This is a genomic window from Marinobacterium sp. NO-S09 (assembly GCF_059179545.1).
The window spans coordinates 3,910,400-3,925,078 of sequence record NZ_CP168954.1 but is presented as its reverse complement, the minus strand read 5'-3'; the positions used below and the strand labels follow the sequence as shown (position 1 = coordinate 3,925,078).

The 14,679-nt window shown below is 59.5% G+C and carries 16 protein-coding genes; 14 read left to right on the top strand and 2 right to left on the bottom strand.

Annotated elements, in window-relative coordinates:
• The first annotated feature begins 27 nt into the window (after positions 1-27).
• Both O3C79_RS18125 and O3C79_RS18120 read left to right on the top strand, forming a co-directional pair.
• Positions 28-444, top strand: a complete 417-nt coding sequence (locus tag O3C79_RS18125; RefSeq protein WP_494384228.1) for a chemotaxis protein CheW — start codon at positions 28-30, stop codon at positions 442-444.
• A 78-nt stretch (positions 445-522) separates the two neighbouring features.
• Positions 523-942, top strand: a complete 420-nt coding sequence (locus O3C79_RS18120; RefSeq protein ID WP_010322320.1) for a DUF2802 domain-containing protein — start codon at positions 523-525, stop codon at positions 940-942.
• On the opposite strand, the gene O3C79_RS18115 is transcribed toward O3C79_RS18120, so the two are convergent.
• Together O3C79_RS18115 and O3C79_RS18110 are read right to left on the bottom strand one after the other, a co-directional pair.
• Positions 936-1,235: an EscU/YscU/HrcU family type III secretion system export apparatus switch protein gene (locus O3C79_RS18115; protein ID WP_494384227.1), complete on the bottom strand. Its 300-nt coding sequence runs from the start codon at positions 1,233-1,235 to the stop codon at positions 936-938. The genes O3C79_RS18120 and O3C79_RS18115 overlap by 7 nt on opposite strands.
• Positions 1,232-3,397, bottom strand: coding sequence for a flagellar hook-length control protein FliK (locus O3C79_RS18110; RefSeq protein ID WP_494384226.1), 2,166 nt, complete (start codon positions 3,395-3,397; stop codon positions 1,232-1,234). Before O3C79_RS18110 ends, O3C79_RS18115 begins: the two co-directional genes overlap by 4 nt.
• A 122-nt stretch (positions 3,398-3,519) precedes the next feature.
• Here O3C79_RS18110 and ccmA point away from each other — a divergent pair, with 122 nt between their 5' ends.
• Genes ccmA through O3C79_RS18050 form a run of 12 tightly spaced genes read left to right on the top strand, consistent with a single transcriptional unit; the run spans position 3,520 to position 14,665 of the window.
• On the top strand, positions 3,520-4,149 hold the full coding sequence (ccmA, locus tag O3C79_RS18105) for a cytochrome c biogenesis heme-transporting ATPase CcmA (protein ID WP_494385806.1): 630 nt from the start codon (positions 3,520-3,522) through the stop codon (positions 4,147-4,149).
• A complete protein-coding gene (ccmB, locus tag O3C79_RS18100; protein ID WP_050813353.1) occupies positions 4,146-4,859 on the top strand; it encodes a heme exporter protein CcmB in 714 nt (237 codons plus the stop codon). Before ccmA ends, ccmB begins: the two co-directional genes overlap by 4 nt.
• Positions 4,860-4,877: 18 nt before the next feature.
• Positions 4,878-5,633 (top strand): heme ABC transporter permease, encoded by a 756-nt coding sequence (locus tag O3C79_RS18095; RefSeq protein ID WP_010322315.1) that lies wholly within the window; start codon positions 4,878-4,880, stop codon positions 5,631-5,633.
• A 7-nt stretch (positions 5,634-5,640) separates the two neighbouring features.
• On the top strand, positions 5,641-5,820 hold the full coding sequence (gene ccmD / locus O3C79_RS18090) for a heme exporter protein CcmD (protein WP_010322314.1): 180 nt from the start codon (positions 5,641-5,643) through the stop codon (positions 5,818-5,820).
• A complete protein-coding gene (gene ccmE, locus O3C79_RS18085) occupies positions 5,817-6,278 on the top strand; it encodes a cytochrome c maturation protein CcmE (protein ID WP_494384225.1) in 462 nt (153 codons plus the stop codon). The genes ccmD and ccmE overlap by 4 nt, the downstream gene beginning before the upstream one ends.
• Positions 6,275-8,236, top strand: coding sequence for a heme lyase CcmF/NrfE family subunit (locus tag O3C79_RS18080; RefSeq protein ID WP_494384224.1), 1,962 nt, complete (start codon positions 6,275-6,277; stop codon positions 8,234-8,236). The genes ccmE and O3C79_RS18080 overlap by 4 nt, the downstream gene beginning before the upstream one ends.
• Positions 8,237-8,251: 15 nt before the next feature.
• Positions 8,252-8,803: a DsbE family thiol:disulfide interchange protein gene (locus O3C79_RS18075; RefSeq protein ID WP_494384223.1), complete on the top strand. Its 552-nt coding sequence runs from the start codon at positions 8,252-8,254 to the stop codon at positions 8,801-8,803.
• Positions 8,800-9,324: a cytochrome c-type biogenesis protein gene (locus tag O3C79_RS18070; RefSeq protein WP_494384222.1), complete on the top strand. Its 525-nt coding sequence runs from the start codon at positions 8,800-8,802 to the stop codon at positions 9,322-9,324. Before O3C79_RS18075 ends, O3C79_RS18070 begins: the two co-directional genes overlap by 4 nt.
• Entirely contained in the window at positions 9,321-10,565 is a 1,245-nt protein-coding gene (gene ccmI, locus O3C79_RS18065; protein ID WP_494384221.1) for a c-type cytochrome biogenesis protein CcmI, read from the top strand. Before O3C79_RS18070 ends, ccmI begins: the two co-directional genes overlap by 4 nt.
• A gap of 34 nt (positions 10,566-10,599) precedes the next feature.
• Positions 10,600-12,036, top strand: a complete 1,437-nt coding sequence (gene zipA, locus O3C79_RS18060) for a cell division protein ZipA (protein WP_494384220.1) — start codon at positions 10,600-10,602, stop codon at positions 12,034-12,036.
• Between the two features lie 41 nt (positions 12,037-12,077).
• The gene (gene ligA, locus O3C79_RS18055; protein WP_494384219.1) at positions 12,078-14,441 is read left to right on the top strand and encodes an NAD-dependent DNA ligase LigA; all 2,364 of its coding nucleotides are present in this window, start codon (positions 12,078-12,080) and stop codon (positions 14,439-14,441) included.
• Positions 14,438-14,665, top strand: coding sequence for a YheU family protein (locus O3C79_RS18050; RefSeq protein ID WP_417534230.1), 228 nt, complete (start codon positions 14,438-14,440; stop codon positions 14,663-14,665). The genes ligA and O3C79_RS18050 overlap by 4 nt, the downstream gene beginning before the upstream one ends.
• Positions 14,666-14,679: the final 14 nt, after the last annotated feature.

Below are 14,679 nucleotides of genomic sequence, written 5' to 3'. Positions count from 1 at the left end.
CCTGAAGCAAAGGCGCTAGGCGCCGAGGTGAACTGTATTCTGCTGGATATGCACGGTCTCAAGCTGGCAGTGCCCTTTGAGCAGGTTGAAGGAGCATTGCAGCTGGAGGATCTTTCCATGTCTCTTGAAGGTCCTGAGTGGATGATTGGCCGCTTCGGCACCGACCCGGCCTGGACGCGTATTGTGGATACGGCTCGCTGGCTGATTCCCGAGCGCTACAAGCCCGAGTACTCGAAGTACTCAGAGGTGATTATCTTGCGCGGTCGTCGTTGGGCACTGGCCTGTGACGAACTGATCAAATCGGTCCGCATCCCGACATCGGGCATTAACTGGAACCATGACCGTGAGCACCGCTCCTGGTTGCTGGGCACCTATATGCCGGAACGCTGTGCGGTTCTGGATATTGAGCAGCTGTTGCTGGAATTCGAAGCCTGCAGTGCCTGAAGGCGATGAACACCCGGACGGGATCGGTTACACTGTTCCGTTCGGATTAACCCTGTCTTAACGGAGCACGGATTCGGCGTGGCGGAATACACACAGCTAATCATGTTGGGTATGGCGGTGCTGACACTGCTGGCGGCCGCGATCTGCATTCATGTGCTGATCCGGGTCAAACGCCAGGAACGTCAGCATCAGGCGCTGATCAATGTGCTGCGTAATGAGATTCGTGCCATGACCAACGGCTCCATCGGCATGGGCAAGCGGTTGATGGCGATCGAGCGCACGCTCAATATCACAGTGGAAAAACAGCAGGAGCTGGAGAACCGCGATCCCGGCGTGCTTGCTTACAATCAGGCCGCGAAACTGATGGAAATGGGTGCTTCAGTGGACGACCTGGTGCGCAACTGCGGCATTGGCCGGCCTGAAGCCGAGTTGATGGCCCTGCTGCATCAGGAGTTGCACAGCAGCGAGATGCTGCCGGAGCAACATCAGCGTCATTGAGTCCCGGCTTTGCCTGTATCTTTACCTTCTTCCTTCTTCAGCCCGTAGGCAAAGGCGATCACTTCTGCGATGGCCCGGTACAGAGCCTCGGGAATCTCTTCCCCCAGCTCCAGCCGAATCAGTACTTCAATCAGTTCCGGGCTCTGGTGGATGTGGATATCGTGCTGTTCGGCCAGCGCCAGTATCTGCTCGGCAATAAGCCCGTGCCCCTTGGCGACGACTCTGGGCGCGGTGCCGGCATCTGAGTCATAGCGCAGGGCAACGGCACTTTTATCTTCCGGGCGATTGCTCATGTATGCACATCCACCAGCCGGCGCTGGATATCATTCAGTTCAGGTTGTGTGGGACGACCGGCATGGACCTGAACGTTTTCGACCAAAAAACCTTGCTGGTGCAGATTATCCGTAAACGGGTCCAGGCGTTGGTTGATCAGGCGCTGGGTTTGCGGTTCCTCGGCCCAGAATTGCAGCTGCAGGCGCCAGCCTTCCTGCAGGCTGAGACGAGCATCCACACTGCCATGCTCATCCAGATCAAAGTGCAGGGCTGCACTCCAGAGTGACAGCATGTCTCCATCCGGCTGGCGCTCCCGCCGTTCGGTAATGGTCAGTTCCGCATTCTCGAAACGCTCGGCCTGACGGATCGGCAGATCCAGCCGGTAGGCACGCTCCATGGAGCCATCCGGCTGTTCTTTCCAGGCCTGCAGGCTGCTGACCTGCTGGCTGGTGGAGCGTGCCTGCAGGGCATCAATCAGTCGGGTCATCTGCTGACGTGCGCCCTCGGGCAGTTGCTCGGCGGCCTTCAGCAACTGTCCCAGCTGCTGTTTGAGGTCGGCCTGGGGAGCAGCCTTGTCGGCACTGGCCTGGCCCAGTCGTGCTTCGGTCAGCAAACCACCCTGCTGCAGGTTGCGCTTCACCGCCTCTCCCGCATCCTCACTGCCAGGGCTGACGCCGAACAGGCTCAGCATGGACTGCACCAGCTGGGTGACGGCACTTTGATTGCGTGCCGCCGGGCTTTGGCTGAGCTGCATCATCTGGTTGAGCGCATCACCAAAGGGAATCTGCTGGGGCAATGCATCCCGCAGCGCCTGCTGAACAGCCGGTTGCTGCACGCTTTGTTGCAGTGGCTGCTGAGCTTGAGGGGCAGGAGACAGGCTTACCTGTTGGGCATCGGTCCGGGTCAGTACAACCTGCTGCCCTACCATCAGGGGGCGAGGGCTGATCAGGCTGATACGCTCGCCAGCCAGGTTCAACTGTACCTGGTGCTGGGTCGGCGCTGGCGGCGGCTGTTGCATGCCCAATGATCGCGCCAATTGCTGGCCTTTTTGCGTAACAGCGGCAGGCTGGGGTTGGGCCGGAGTGGATTCAGCTCGGGCAGTAGTTGTCCCTGAAGTGGTTTGGGCATTGTTACTCTGGGCGTTGGTGCTCGGTGGTGTTGGTGGCTTAGCCGCAGGCGGAGACTGGTTGTTTTGAGCTGCTGTACCCGGCGGTGGCGATGTTTGAGCTGCCTGTCCTTGTGCCGGAGTGCCAGTAGGCGCTGGTGTCTGAGTGTTGCTATTGGCCCCGCCCGTCGGCATGGCGTTGATCTGTGTGATCTGGGCTCTGTATACCTGAGCTTTTGCCGCCAGCTGGGGAGCTGAGGCGGTCGGTGGTTGGGTTTGAGCTGCCTGGTTGCCACTCGAGGCGGAGGTGTTGGCAGCGGCATTGCCGGAACCGCCGGTGGCTACGCTGGCGCGCCCCTGTGCTGGCGTTTGAGCGTTTGCAGCAGGAGGGCTACTTGAGCCTGTTTGGGAAGCGGCAGAGGTGCCGGAAGTCTGAGCAGCCCCTGCAGGGGGAGTACCGCTGCCCGCAGTTGATGGTGCGGGACGGGCCTGGCTGCCGGTAGCTGCCGGATTATTGTTTGAAGCGGCACCGGTTGTAGCTGAATTCGTCTGGGCGCCGCCGGCCTGGCCTGGCGTTGGTGTATTGGCCGATGGCTGCTGAGCTGTGCCAGCAGGATTGGCTCCTGCGTTGCTTCCCTGCGCAGGCGGGGTGCTGATGGTCAGCGGCACCGACTGTGTCACCTGTGCCTGTTTGGGGGTGTTGAGCGGCAGCGACTGCATGATCTGGGCACTATTCTGCTGCGCCACATTGAGCAGGATGCGGTTGATATTGGCGCCGGCGTTGGCTGCTGGCTGACCCTGGTTGCCCTGTGTCGGCAGCTGGATCTGCAGTTCGCCACCAGGCGTTCGGGACAGGTTGATGCGGTCGCCATTGGCCAGCGGAGCCCGGGTGACCAGTTCAAGCAGGCGGTTGTTGGCTTCAACCTGGATGCGAAACACCTGGCCGGAGGTATCGCCACTGGCAACACTGCGTACGACCGCCTGAACCTGGTTGCCCGGTGCGGGCAGGGCTGAGGTGCTGGGCCGGTTCTGGCTACCAGAGGTTGTATTGTTCGGGACTGTAGTCGGGGGTAACAAGAGCCCTGTCCTTCCTGCAAAAGTTGAGCCTGACGCTAAGGGGGCATTCTGTATATAATGGCCCATTTGTTCATTATCGACCAAGAGTCCGTTTTTTAAAGGGTCCAGGCGTGGCAGATCAGCTGTTAACCGTACAAAACCTCTTCTGTGAACGCGACGACCGGATACTGTTCAGCCGCCTTGGCTTTGCCATCGCACCGGGTGAAATCGTCCAGATTGAAGGCCAGAACGGCAGTGGCAAAACCACACTGCTGCGTATTCTCAGTGGTTTGTCGCGCAATTATGAAGGGGATATTTTCTGGCGCGGTGAACCGGTCAGTGAGGTACGCGAAGAGTTCTGTCGCAATCTGCTGTATTTCGGTCATCAGGCGGGCGTGAAAGCGGTGCTCTCGCCGCAGGAAAACCTGCGCTGGTATGCGGCTCTGAGCCCGGCCATTGATGCTGAGGCCATTGACCATGCGCTGGAGCAGGTTGGTCTGCGTGGTTATGAAGATGTGCCCTGTCATTCGTTGTCGGCAGGGCAGAACCGCCGTGTCAGCCTGGCGCGCCTTTACCTGAGCCGGGCCCCGCTGTGGATTCTGGATGAACCCTTTACCGCTATCGATAAAAAAGGGGTGGCGGCCAAGGAAAATCTGCTTCTCAAACATGCGCAACAGGGCGGCAGTGTCATCCTGACGACCCATCATGAGCTGGGTATCCGCGGGCCGGTACGTAAAATCAATCTGGACCAGTGTGCGGGAACTTCAGTATGACAATGCAGACTAATTCCGTTGAATCGCAGCGGCAGAGCCTGTCCGGACTGTTCTGGGCAACCTGTCGACGGGAGTATCTGCTGTCGTTTCGACGCAAGAGTGATCTGGTCAATCCGTTGATCTTTTTCCTCATGGTCGCCACCCTGTTTCCGTTGGGGGTGAGCCCGGAGCCGGGCTTCCTGTCTCAGCTGGCGCCTGGGGTGGTTTGGGTTGCGGCCCTGCTGGCCACACTGCTGTCGATGGATGCGCTGTTTCGCTCCGATTACGAGGATGGCTCGCTGGAACAGCTGTTGCTGAGTCCACAGCCTCTGTTTGTGGTGGTGCTGGCCAAGGTGCTGGCCCACTGGAGTGTCACCGGTCTGGCATTGACGCTGATGGCGCCACTGCTGGGCGTGATGCTGTTTCTTCCGGCAGATGGCATGCCGGGACTGATGCTGAGCCTGTTGCTGGGGACGCCTACCCTGAGTCTGGTGGGAGCAATAGGTGCGGCTTTGACCGTAGGGCTGCGCAAGGGCGGGGTACTGATCTCGCTGCTGGTGCTGCCGTTATATATTCCGGTACTGATCTTTGGCTCCAGTGCGGTCCAGGCCGCAGTGACGGGCCTGCCGCTGGGCGGCTACCTGGCTCTGCTGGGTGCGTTGCTGGCGCTGGCATTGGGGCTGGCGCCATTGGCGATAAGTGCCGCACTGCGAATATCGATGAGTAGCTAAGACAAATAAAGAGACGTTATGGCGGAAAAAAAATGGATGCCGCGCTGGTTCTACCAGCTGGCCTCACCGCGCTGGTGTTACCAGATAACCGGTAAGCTCCTGCCCTGGTTTGCCCTTATTGCGGGCCTGTCGTTGATTGGTGGCACCCTCTGGGCGCTGATGTTTGCCCCGGCTGATTATCAGCAGGGCAACAGTTTCCGCATTATTTACCTGCATGTGCCGGCGGCCATTCTGGCCCAGTCAGCCTACATGCTTATGGCCGTTGCGGGGGCGATAGCCCTGATCTGGAAGATGAAAGTCGCTGATATGGTGCTCAAAAGCGCAGCTCCCATCGGTGCTTCCATGGCGGTGCTGGCGCTGGCAACGGGTGCCATCTGGGGCAAGCCGACCTGGGGTTCCTGGTGGGTTTGGGACGCACGCCTGACTTCCATGCTCATTCTGTTTTTCCTGTACCTCGGGGTGATGGCATTGAACTCTGCCATCGAAAACGAGTCCACTGCAGCGCAGGCATCAGCGGTTCTGTCGCTGGTGGGGGTCGTCAACATCCCGATCATCAAGTATTCGGTGGAGTGGTGGAACACTCTGCACCAGCCGGCTACGTTCAAATTGACCGAGAAACCGGCCATGCCCGCCGAGATGTGGGTGCCGCTACTGGTCATGGTGGTGGGCTTCTACTGTCTCTTTGCGGTCAGTTTGATGATGCGGCTGCGCAACGAAATCGTATGGCGTGAGCGACGTACCGGTTGGGTGCGTGAACTCCTGAGCAAGCAGTGAGGTTGTGGTGAGTTTTAGCAGTTTTTCCGAGTTTCTGGCCATGGGTGGCCACGGACTCTACGTCTGGCTCAGCTACGGGCTGGGTGTTGCCGTCATATTGATCAACCTGGTTCTGCCCTGGTTGCAACGTAACCGCCTGCTGGCGGAGCAGAAACGCCGTCTGCGTCGTGAGGAGGGGGTACAATGACACCGAAACGCAAACAACGCCTGTTGATCGTCATGTTCATTGTTGTGGGCGTCAGCGTGGCCGTTGGCCTGACCCTGTTCGCACTGAACCAGAACATCAACCTGTTCTACTCACCCACCCAGATTGCGGCCGGTGAAGCGCCTCAGGACACCCGTATCCGTGCCGGTGGCATGGTGGTGGATGGCAGCGTGAAACGCGACCCAGACTCCCTGTTCGTCCAGTTCGACATTACCGACTACGACAAGACCGTGACTGTTGAGTACACCGGTATTCTGCCGGACCTGTTCCGTGAAGGTCAGGGCATTGTCGCCCAGGGTTCCCTCAATGAGAAAGGCGTGCTGAATGCGGTAGAAGTCCTCGCCAAGCACGATGAAAACTACATGCCGCCGGAAGTGGCTGAAGCGCTCGCCAAGGCTGGCAAAATGCCCCAGCCTGAAGGTCAGGAGTTCAATAAATGATCGATATGGTCGTTCCCGAACTGGGTGAGTTTTCCCTCATTCTGGCCCTGTGTCTCTCTGTACTTCTGGCGATCGTGCCCCTGGTGGGCGCCAGCCGCGGCAATGTTCTCTGGATGAACTTTGCCCGTCCGCTCAGCAAGGGCATGTTCCTGTTTACCCTGTTCAGCTTTATCTGTTTGAGCTGGTCCTTCCTGTACAACGATTTCTCCGTGGCCTATGTGGCCAGCAACTCCAACTCGGCACTGCCCTGGTACTACCGCATGAGTGCGGTCTGGGGTGGCCATGAAGGGTCGCTGTTGTTGTGGGCGCTGATCCTGGCCGCCTGGACGTTGGCGGTCGCGGTAAAAAGCCGTAACCTGCCGCAGGATATTATTTCCCGCGTGCTGGCCGTAATGGGCTGGATTTCGGTCGGTTTCTACCTGTTTATCCTGTTTACCTCCAGCCCCTTTGAACGTCATCTGCCGGCCTTCCCGCAGGAAGGTGCCGACCTGAACCCGCTGCTGCAGGACTTCGGCCTGATTGTGCACCCACCGATGCTGTACATGGGCTATGTGGGCTTTGCCGTATCCTTTGCCTTTGCCATTGCCGCGCTGCTGAGTGGCCGCCTTGATGCTGCCTGGGCACGCTGGTCGCGCCCCTGGACGTCAGTCGCCTGGGCGTTTCTGACGCTGGGCATCGCTTTGGGCAGCTGGTGGGCCTATTACGAGCTGGGCTGGGGCGGCTGGTGGTTCTGGGATCCGGTGGAAAACGCCTCCCTGATGCCCTGGCTGGTGGGTACTGCACTGATTCACAGCCTTGCCGTGACCGAGAAACGTGGTGTGTTCAAAAGCTGGACTGTGCTGCTGGCGATTTTCGCCTTCTCGCTCAGTCTGCTGGGCACCTTCCTTGTGCGTTCAGGTGTATTGACCTCGGTACATGCCTTCGCCTCCGACCCTGAGCGTGGTCTGTTTATTCTGGTGATGCTGGCAATTGTGATCGGTGGCTCTTTGCTGTTGTACGCTCTGCGTGCCGGTCAAATGCGCAGCGAGTCCAGCTTTGGTCTGCTGTCACGCGAAAGCCTGTTGCTGGTCAATAACGTGCTGCTGGTGGTGTCCTGCGCCATGGTGCTGCTCGGTACCATTTACCCTCTGATTGTGGATGCACTGGGCATGGGCAAACTGTCGGTAGGCCCGCCGTACTTTAACGCACTGTTTGTGCCGCTGGGCGCAATACTGGTGGTGTTCATGGGTATCGGTGTGGTCAGTCGCTGGAAGCAGATGCAGCTGAGTATGCTGGTACAACAGCTCTGGTTGCCGGGTGTCGTTGCTCTGGTGCTGGGTGTCGGCTCTACCTGGCTGTTTGCCGCTGAACTCAAGCCCTGGGTTACCCTGGGACTGGTACTGGCCTGGTGGGTCGTACTCAGTGGTCTACGTGACCTCTATAACCGCCTGCGACACCGCCGCGAAAAGCTGGCCGGCCTGCTGAAACAGACGCGCAGCTATTACGGCATGGTGCTGGCGCACCTGGGTGTTGCCGTACTGGTGGTTGGCGTCGCGCTGGTATCGATCTACAGCGAGCAGCGTGACCTGCGCATGCAGCCGGGCGATTCCATCAGTTTCCGTGACTACACCTTTATCTACGATGGCAACCGCCACGTGGAAGGGCCGAACTACACCTCCGACCAGGGCCAGATCCGTGTCCTGCTCAATGGTGAACCGTACACGGAAATGCATCCGGAGAAGCGCCTCTACACCGCACGTGGCAATGTGATGACAGAAGCCGCTATTGACCCCGGCTTTACCCGTGACCTTTACGTGGCACTGGGTGAACCCCTGGAAAATGGTGCCTGGGCGGTACGTGTGCAGTACAAACCCTATGTGCGCTGGCTCTGGCTGGGCGGCCTGTTGATGACCTTTGGTGGTCTCCTGGCTGCGTCTGATCCACGCTACCGAAAACGCCGTGCCACGGCGGCTGCCTGAAGCTGAGAGGTGACAATGAACAACCGTAAGCTGTTTGCCTTTATTCCGCTGGTACTGTTTCTGGTATTGGGTATTTTCCTGTGGCGGGGTCTGTCACTGGACCCGACCGAGTTGCCTTCGGAACTGGCTGAAAAGAAAAAGCCGCTGCCGGCTTTCGAGCTGCCTTCGCTCACCGAGCCTGACACCTTGCTGACCCCGGCCGATCTGGCTGGTGAAGTGGCTCTGCTGAATGTCTGGGCGACCTGGTGCCCTACCTGTAAGGAGGAGCACGGCTTCCTTAACCGTCTGGCGCGGGATGAAGGCGTTACCATCTACGGTATCAACTACAAGGATGAGCCGGGCAAGGCGCGCGAATGGCTGCGCCGCTACCTGAATCCGTATCAGAAAGTTGTGCTTGATCAGGAAGGAACCCTGGGGCTGGATATGGGTGTCTATGGTGCGCCTGAAACCTATGTGCTGGATGCAGAAGGCCGCGTGCGCTATCGCCATGTCGGTGCAGTTGATGCCCAGGTGTGGGAGACCCTGCAGCAGGTGATGCAGCAGGTCCGCACGGAGGCCAAGGGATGATCAAGCGTCTGTGCCTCTGGCTGTTTCTGCTGGCGCCGTTGTCGGCAACGGCGGCCATCGATGCCTACGAATTCTCGAACGAAAGTAATGAGGAGCGCTTTCATCAGCTGACCGGTGAGCTGCGCTGCCCCAAGTGCCAAAACCAGAATATCGCTGATTCCGATGCGCCTCTCGCAGCAGATTTGCGCCGTGAAGTACACCGCATGGTGGAAGAGGGCGAGCCGGATGCCAGCATCATCGACTTCATGGTGACCCGCTACGGTGAATTCGTGCTCTACCGCCCGCGTGTAACGGAGACCACCTGGCTGCTCTGGTATGGCCCCTTTGTACTGCTGGGCATCGGCCTTATGGTGGTCTTTTTGATCAGCCGCAATCGGCGCAACCGCCAGACGTTGAGTGAGAACAGCACTGCTACTGAGGCACAGCCGGGTCAAAACGAAGGCTATAGCCCCAGTGACAACCTGACGCCTGAAGAGGCGGAGCGCCTGAACAAGCTACTGCAACAGGAAAAAGATCAATGAGTACACTCTGGATCGGTATCGCGGTTCTGACACTGATCGCCATCGCGTTCATGTTTGCCCCAGTGGTGCGACATCAACGTCTGGCCCGCAGTGAAGCTACAGAGCGTCGCCAGCAAAACATCGATATTTTCCGTGAACGCCTGACGGAACTGGAAAATGAGCGTCGTCAGGGCACCCTGGCTGAAGTCGAGTTCGCCACGCTGAAGCTGGAGCTGGAACGCAATCTGCTGATTGACGCGGAAGAGGATGAAGCCCCGGAAATGCCCAAGCGTACCCGTGTTGGCCAGGCGCAACTGGTCACCGTGACTCTGCTGGCTCTGATGATTCCGGCCGCAGCCTTGGGCCTGTACAACCACCTGGGCCGTGCGGATGACCTGGCGGTTGCGTTGAACAACCCGCCAGGCCCCAACGGCCAGATGACCATGGAGCAGGCCATTGCCTCCCTGAAGCAGGAATTGGCGGCAGACCCCGAGAACCCGGAAGGCTGGTACCTGCTGGCCAATACCTACATGAACATGGGGGATTATGCGGGCGGTCGTGATGCCTTTGCCAAGGTGCTCGATTACCTGCCCCGGGAAGCTCCACAATACGCCAGTGTGATGGGTCAGCTGGCCCAGGCCATGTATTTTGCCAACAACGGCGTCATGGATGAGCAGGTGCGTGCGCAGATCAATGCGACACTGGCACTGGAACCCTATGAGATCGCGGCTCTGGGCCTGCTGGGGATCGATTCCTTTGAACAGGAAAATTACACCGCAGCGATCGAACACTGGAGCAAGGCGCTGATCAATGCCGATGGCACCGCAGCCGATTCGCTGCGCAGCGGCATCGCCCGAGCTCAGGAGCAGCTGGCGGCGGCCGGCCAGCCGGTGCCCGACGTGCCGGAACTGAATATGGCCAGCATCCGGGTACAGGTCACCCTGGATCCGGCGTTGCTGGATCAGGTCGACCCGGAGCAGACGCTGTTTATTTTTGCCCGTCCGCTGGAAGGGCGTATGCCGCTGGCGGCTGTTAAGCGTCAGGTAAAGGACCTGCCGTTAGAGTTGGAACTGACGGATGCCATGGCGATGGCACCCCAGGCACGCCTGTCGATGCATGACGAAGTGGAAATCAGCGCGCGGATCAGCCTTTCGGGACAGCCTCAGCCTCAGGCAGGCGACCTGCAGGGGACATTTGGTCCGGTTGCAACCCAGGGCCGCGAGGCGCCTGTTTCACTGGTGATCGACCAGGTGTTAAAGTAACGCAGGGCGTTCATTAACAGGGTAAGGCGAAAATATGGATATCAGTCTGCGCGAGTGGCTAATCATCGGCGGTGTACTGATTGTGATTTTGATTCTGGTGGATGGCTGGCGGCGTGTCAGTGCCAACCGGAGCCGGCTGAAGCTGGAGATTGACCGTACCCTGTCCGAGCTGGGTGACAGCGATGGCCATAACCCTGAACTGCCCAACGGCGGTGCGCGACGATGTCAGGGACAGGCACCTGAAGAGGTGCCCGAACGTGAAACCGCGCCTGCGCGCCCCGCTGTAAAAGAACGCCGAGAGCCCAGCCTGGATCAGCGCATGGAGCCGTCTCTGGATGCGGCGCCAGAGTTGACCGAAATGGACCCTCTGTTTGACGATATTCCCACGCGTGAGGAAGCAGCCCGAGGCCGAGCCAAGCCCCGTGCCAAACCCAAACAGGACACGCGCAAGCCAGCGCCGGCTCAGCCGGTTGTGCAAGCGCCTGAACCCGCGCCCGAACCGCTGTTTGACAACCTGGGTCCGGCTGATGCCTCTGCCGGCGATGACCGTGAGTTGATGGACGCCGTTGACCGTGGCGATCTTCAGGGCTCTTCTCTGGAGATGGACTACCCGCTGAAGGAAGAGCCTCTGCCGGTGCAGTCAGAACAGGCACAGGTCCCTGACGACGATCAGCATGAACTGGATCTGGACCAGCCGATCCCCACGCTGTTTGACCAGATTGGTACCGATCTTCCCAACGATACCCTGGCTGCCTACCGTGACTCGGTGGAACGTGAATCCGAGCGGGTGGAAGCGGCCGAAGCTGAGCAGGAACGCCTGTCTCACTCGGCTGAACCCGCTGTGGCGGCTGAACCTGATCTCGATTTCACACCTGAGGCCCCCGAGCCGCAGCGCTCTGCAGCCGCGAGCACGGAAAGTCAGCCACGCCAGCCTGTACAGTCTGTTGAGCAGCCTTCTGAGCCTGAGCCAGTGGAACCTGCTGAAACGCCTGCTCCTGCGAAGCCCAAAGGCCCGACACGCTCGTCCATGCCTGATCCCGAGCATGTGCTGGTGATTACCGTAGTCGGCCGCAATGGTGAGCGCCTGCCTGGGCCTGCACTGGGTAAAATTGTCGATGCCTGTGGTATGGATTGGGGCGATATGTCGATCTATCACCGTGCTGAGGACAGCTCTCCAGGCTCGCCGATCCAGTTCAGCATGGCCAATGCCGTTGCCCCGGGGACCTTCGATCCGGACAACATGGAAGCGCTGGAAACTCCGGCGGTCTCCTTCTTCATGTCCATGAGCGAGCCCAAGGACCCGATGACGGCCTACGAGTGCATGCTGGCCACGGCTGAAACGCTGGCCAAGCATCTCAATGGCGAGCTGCTGGATGAAGACCGCTCGGTGATGCGGCCCCAAACCAAGGAACACTATCGCGAACGCATCCGTGAATTTCAGATGCATCAGCGGCAACGACGGGTCAACTAAGACCCGTTTTTGTTTTTAACCGACCTGAGATATCCACAGGCATGACCCTTCCCGATTCCGTTACCGAACGTGCCGAGTCGCTGCGCAGCGAGCTTGAAGCGCATAACTACAGTTATTACGTACTTGATGAGCCCAGTGTCACCGACAGCGAGTATGACCGCCTGTTTCAGGAGTTGAAGGCACTGGAGGCCGAGCATCCTGAGCTGGTGACGGCAGACTCACCCACCCAACGTGTAGGTAAAAAACCGGATACCGGTTTTGCCGAAGTGCGCCATGAACAGCCGATGCTGTCACTGGATAACGCCTTCGATGCCGAAGATATGGCCGCCTTTATTAAACGCATCGGTGAACGCCTGCAGCTGGACGATACCGCTGATCTGGAGATCGCCTGCGAGCCCAAGCTGGATGGCATCGCAGTCAGCCTGATGTATGAGCAGGGGCGTCTGGTGCGTGCGGCCACCCGTGGCGATGGCTCCACCGGGGAAGATATTACACTGAATGTGCGCACCCTCAATTCGGTTCCGCTGCGCCTGATGGGCAGCGGCTGGCCCGAGCGACTGGAAGTGCGTGGCGAGATTTACATGCCCCGTGCCGGCTTTGAACGCCTCAATGCGCTGGCCCGCGAAGCCGATGAAAAAACATTCGTAAACCCGCGTAATGCGGCGGCTGGCAGTCTGCGTCAGCTGGACCCGGCGGTAACGGCCAAGCGGCCGCTGGAGTTCTGCTGCTACAGCACGGGAGTGGTCAGCGGTGGCGAGCTGCCGGACCGTCACGCCCAGCGGCTGGAACAGCTGCACGCCTGGGGGCTGAAGATCAACGCTGAAATGCGCGTCTTAAACGGCCTGGATGGTTGTCGTGACTACTACGAGCAGCTTGCCGCCCGTCGTGACCAACTGGCGTACGATATCGACGGCATCGTATTCAAGGTTAACCGTCTCGACCAGCAGGAGCAGCTGGGCTACATCGCCCGGGCGCCGCGCTGGGCCATTGCCCACAAGTTCCCGGCTCAGGAAGAAGCGACCCGCTTGAAAGCGGTTGAATTCCAGGTGGGACGCACCGGTGCCATTACCCCGGTTGCCCGCCTTGAGCCGGTGTTTGTCGGCGGCGTCACGGTGAGCAACGCCACCCTGCACAATATGGATGAGATTGCCCGCCTGGGTGTGCGCGCCGGTGACTGGGTGATCGTGCGTCGTGCTGGTGATGTTATCCCGCAGATAGCGGCGGTACAGACGGACAAGCGTACCGGGGAGGAAACCGAGGTTCACATTCCCGAGCAATGCCCGGTCTGTGGCTCGGCGGTGGAACGCGTGCGTCTGGTCAAGCGTGGCAAGGGGCGTGAACAACATACGGAAGGTGCGGTATACCGCTGTGTCGGCCGCCTGTCCTGTCAGGCGCAGCTGATCCAGGCGTTGATCCATTTTGTCTCGCGCAAGGCGATGGATATTGATGGCCTGGGTGAGAAAAACATCGAACTGCTGGTGCAAAAGGAACTGGTTAGCTCGCCAGCAGACCTGTACCGACTGACAGTGGAAAAGGTACTGGAACTGGAAGGCTTTGCTCAGCTGTCGTCAGAAAACCTGATCAATGCCATCGCGGCCAGCCGTCAGGTGGAACTGGCCCGCTTTGTTTATGCACTGGGCATTCCTGAGGTGGGTGAGGGCACTGCGCGTACCCTGGCGGCCCAGCTGGGTTCATTGCAACGCCTGCGAGAAGCGGAGCCGCTGCTGCTGACCTGGCTGCCGGATATCGGCCTGGAAGTAGGTCATGAGATCCATAACTTCATGCAGGACGACCATAACCGCCAGGTACTGGACGACCTGCTGGCGCAAGGCATCGATCTGCAGGGCGAAACCGACATCGCTATGGGCCTTCAGGGCGCTATCGGGCTGGATATGTTGCTGTTGCGCATGGATATTCCGGGTGTGGCCAAGACGGGGGCCGAGGCGTTGGCGCGTTATTTCAAGGCGCTGGAGCCTGTGCTGGCGGCGGATGAGTCGGTGTTGGCCGAGGTGCCCAAACTCAGCCGCAAGGCCCGTGACGGCATGATGCAGTGCCTGCGTAATGATGACTGGGTCGCTCGCATTCGTGCACTGGAACAGCAACTGCGTGATTTCGGCATGCACTGGGAGTCCGAAGTCAAAGTCGCGGCAGGTGCAAACGCCCAGCCGTTGCAGGGACAAACCTGGGTACTGACCGGTACGCTGGAGCAGATGACCCGCGATGAAGCCAAGGAGCGCCTGCTGGCGTTGGGGGCCAAGGTCAGCGGCAGTGTGTCCGGCAAAACCCACACGCTTGTCGCTGGCCCCGGTGCCGGTTCCAAACTGGCCAAGGCGGAGAAGGCCGGCGTGCCCGTGATGGATGAAGCAAGCTTCCTGCAGCAGCTGGCTGAGTGGGAGTCGGCATGATTATCCCCTGGCAGGAAGTGTCGGCTGAGACACTGGATAACCTGATTCAGGAGTTTGTCAGCCGTGACGGCACTGACTATGGTGAACAGGAGTACAGTCTTGCCGATAAGGTGAGCCAGGTGCGACGAGCCCTGGAGCGTGGTGAGGCTGTATTGATCTTTAGTGAGCACACAGGCCAGTGCAATATTGTGCCGGCCGATCAGGTGCGCGACTGGCAAAACTGAATAGCGAGGCCTGC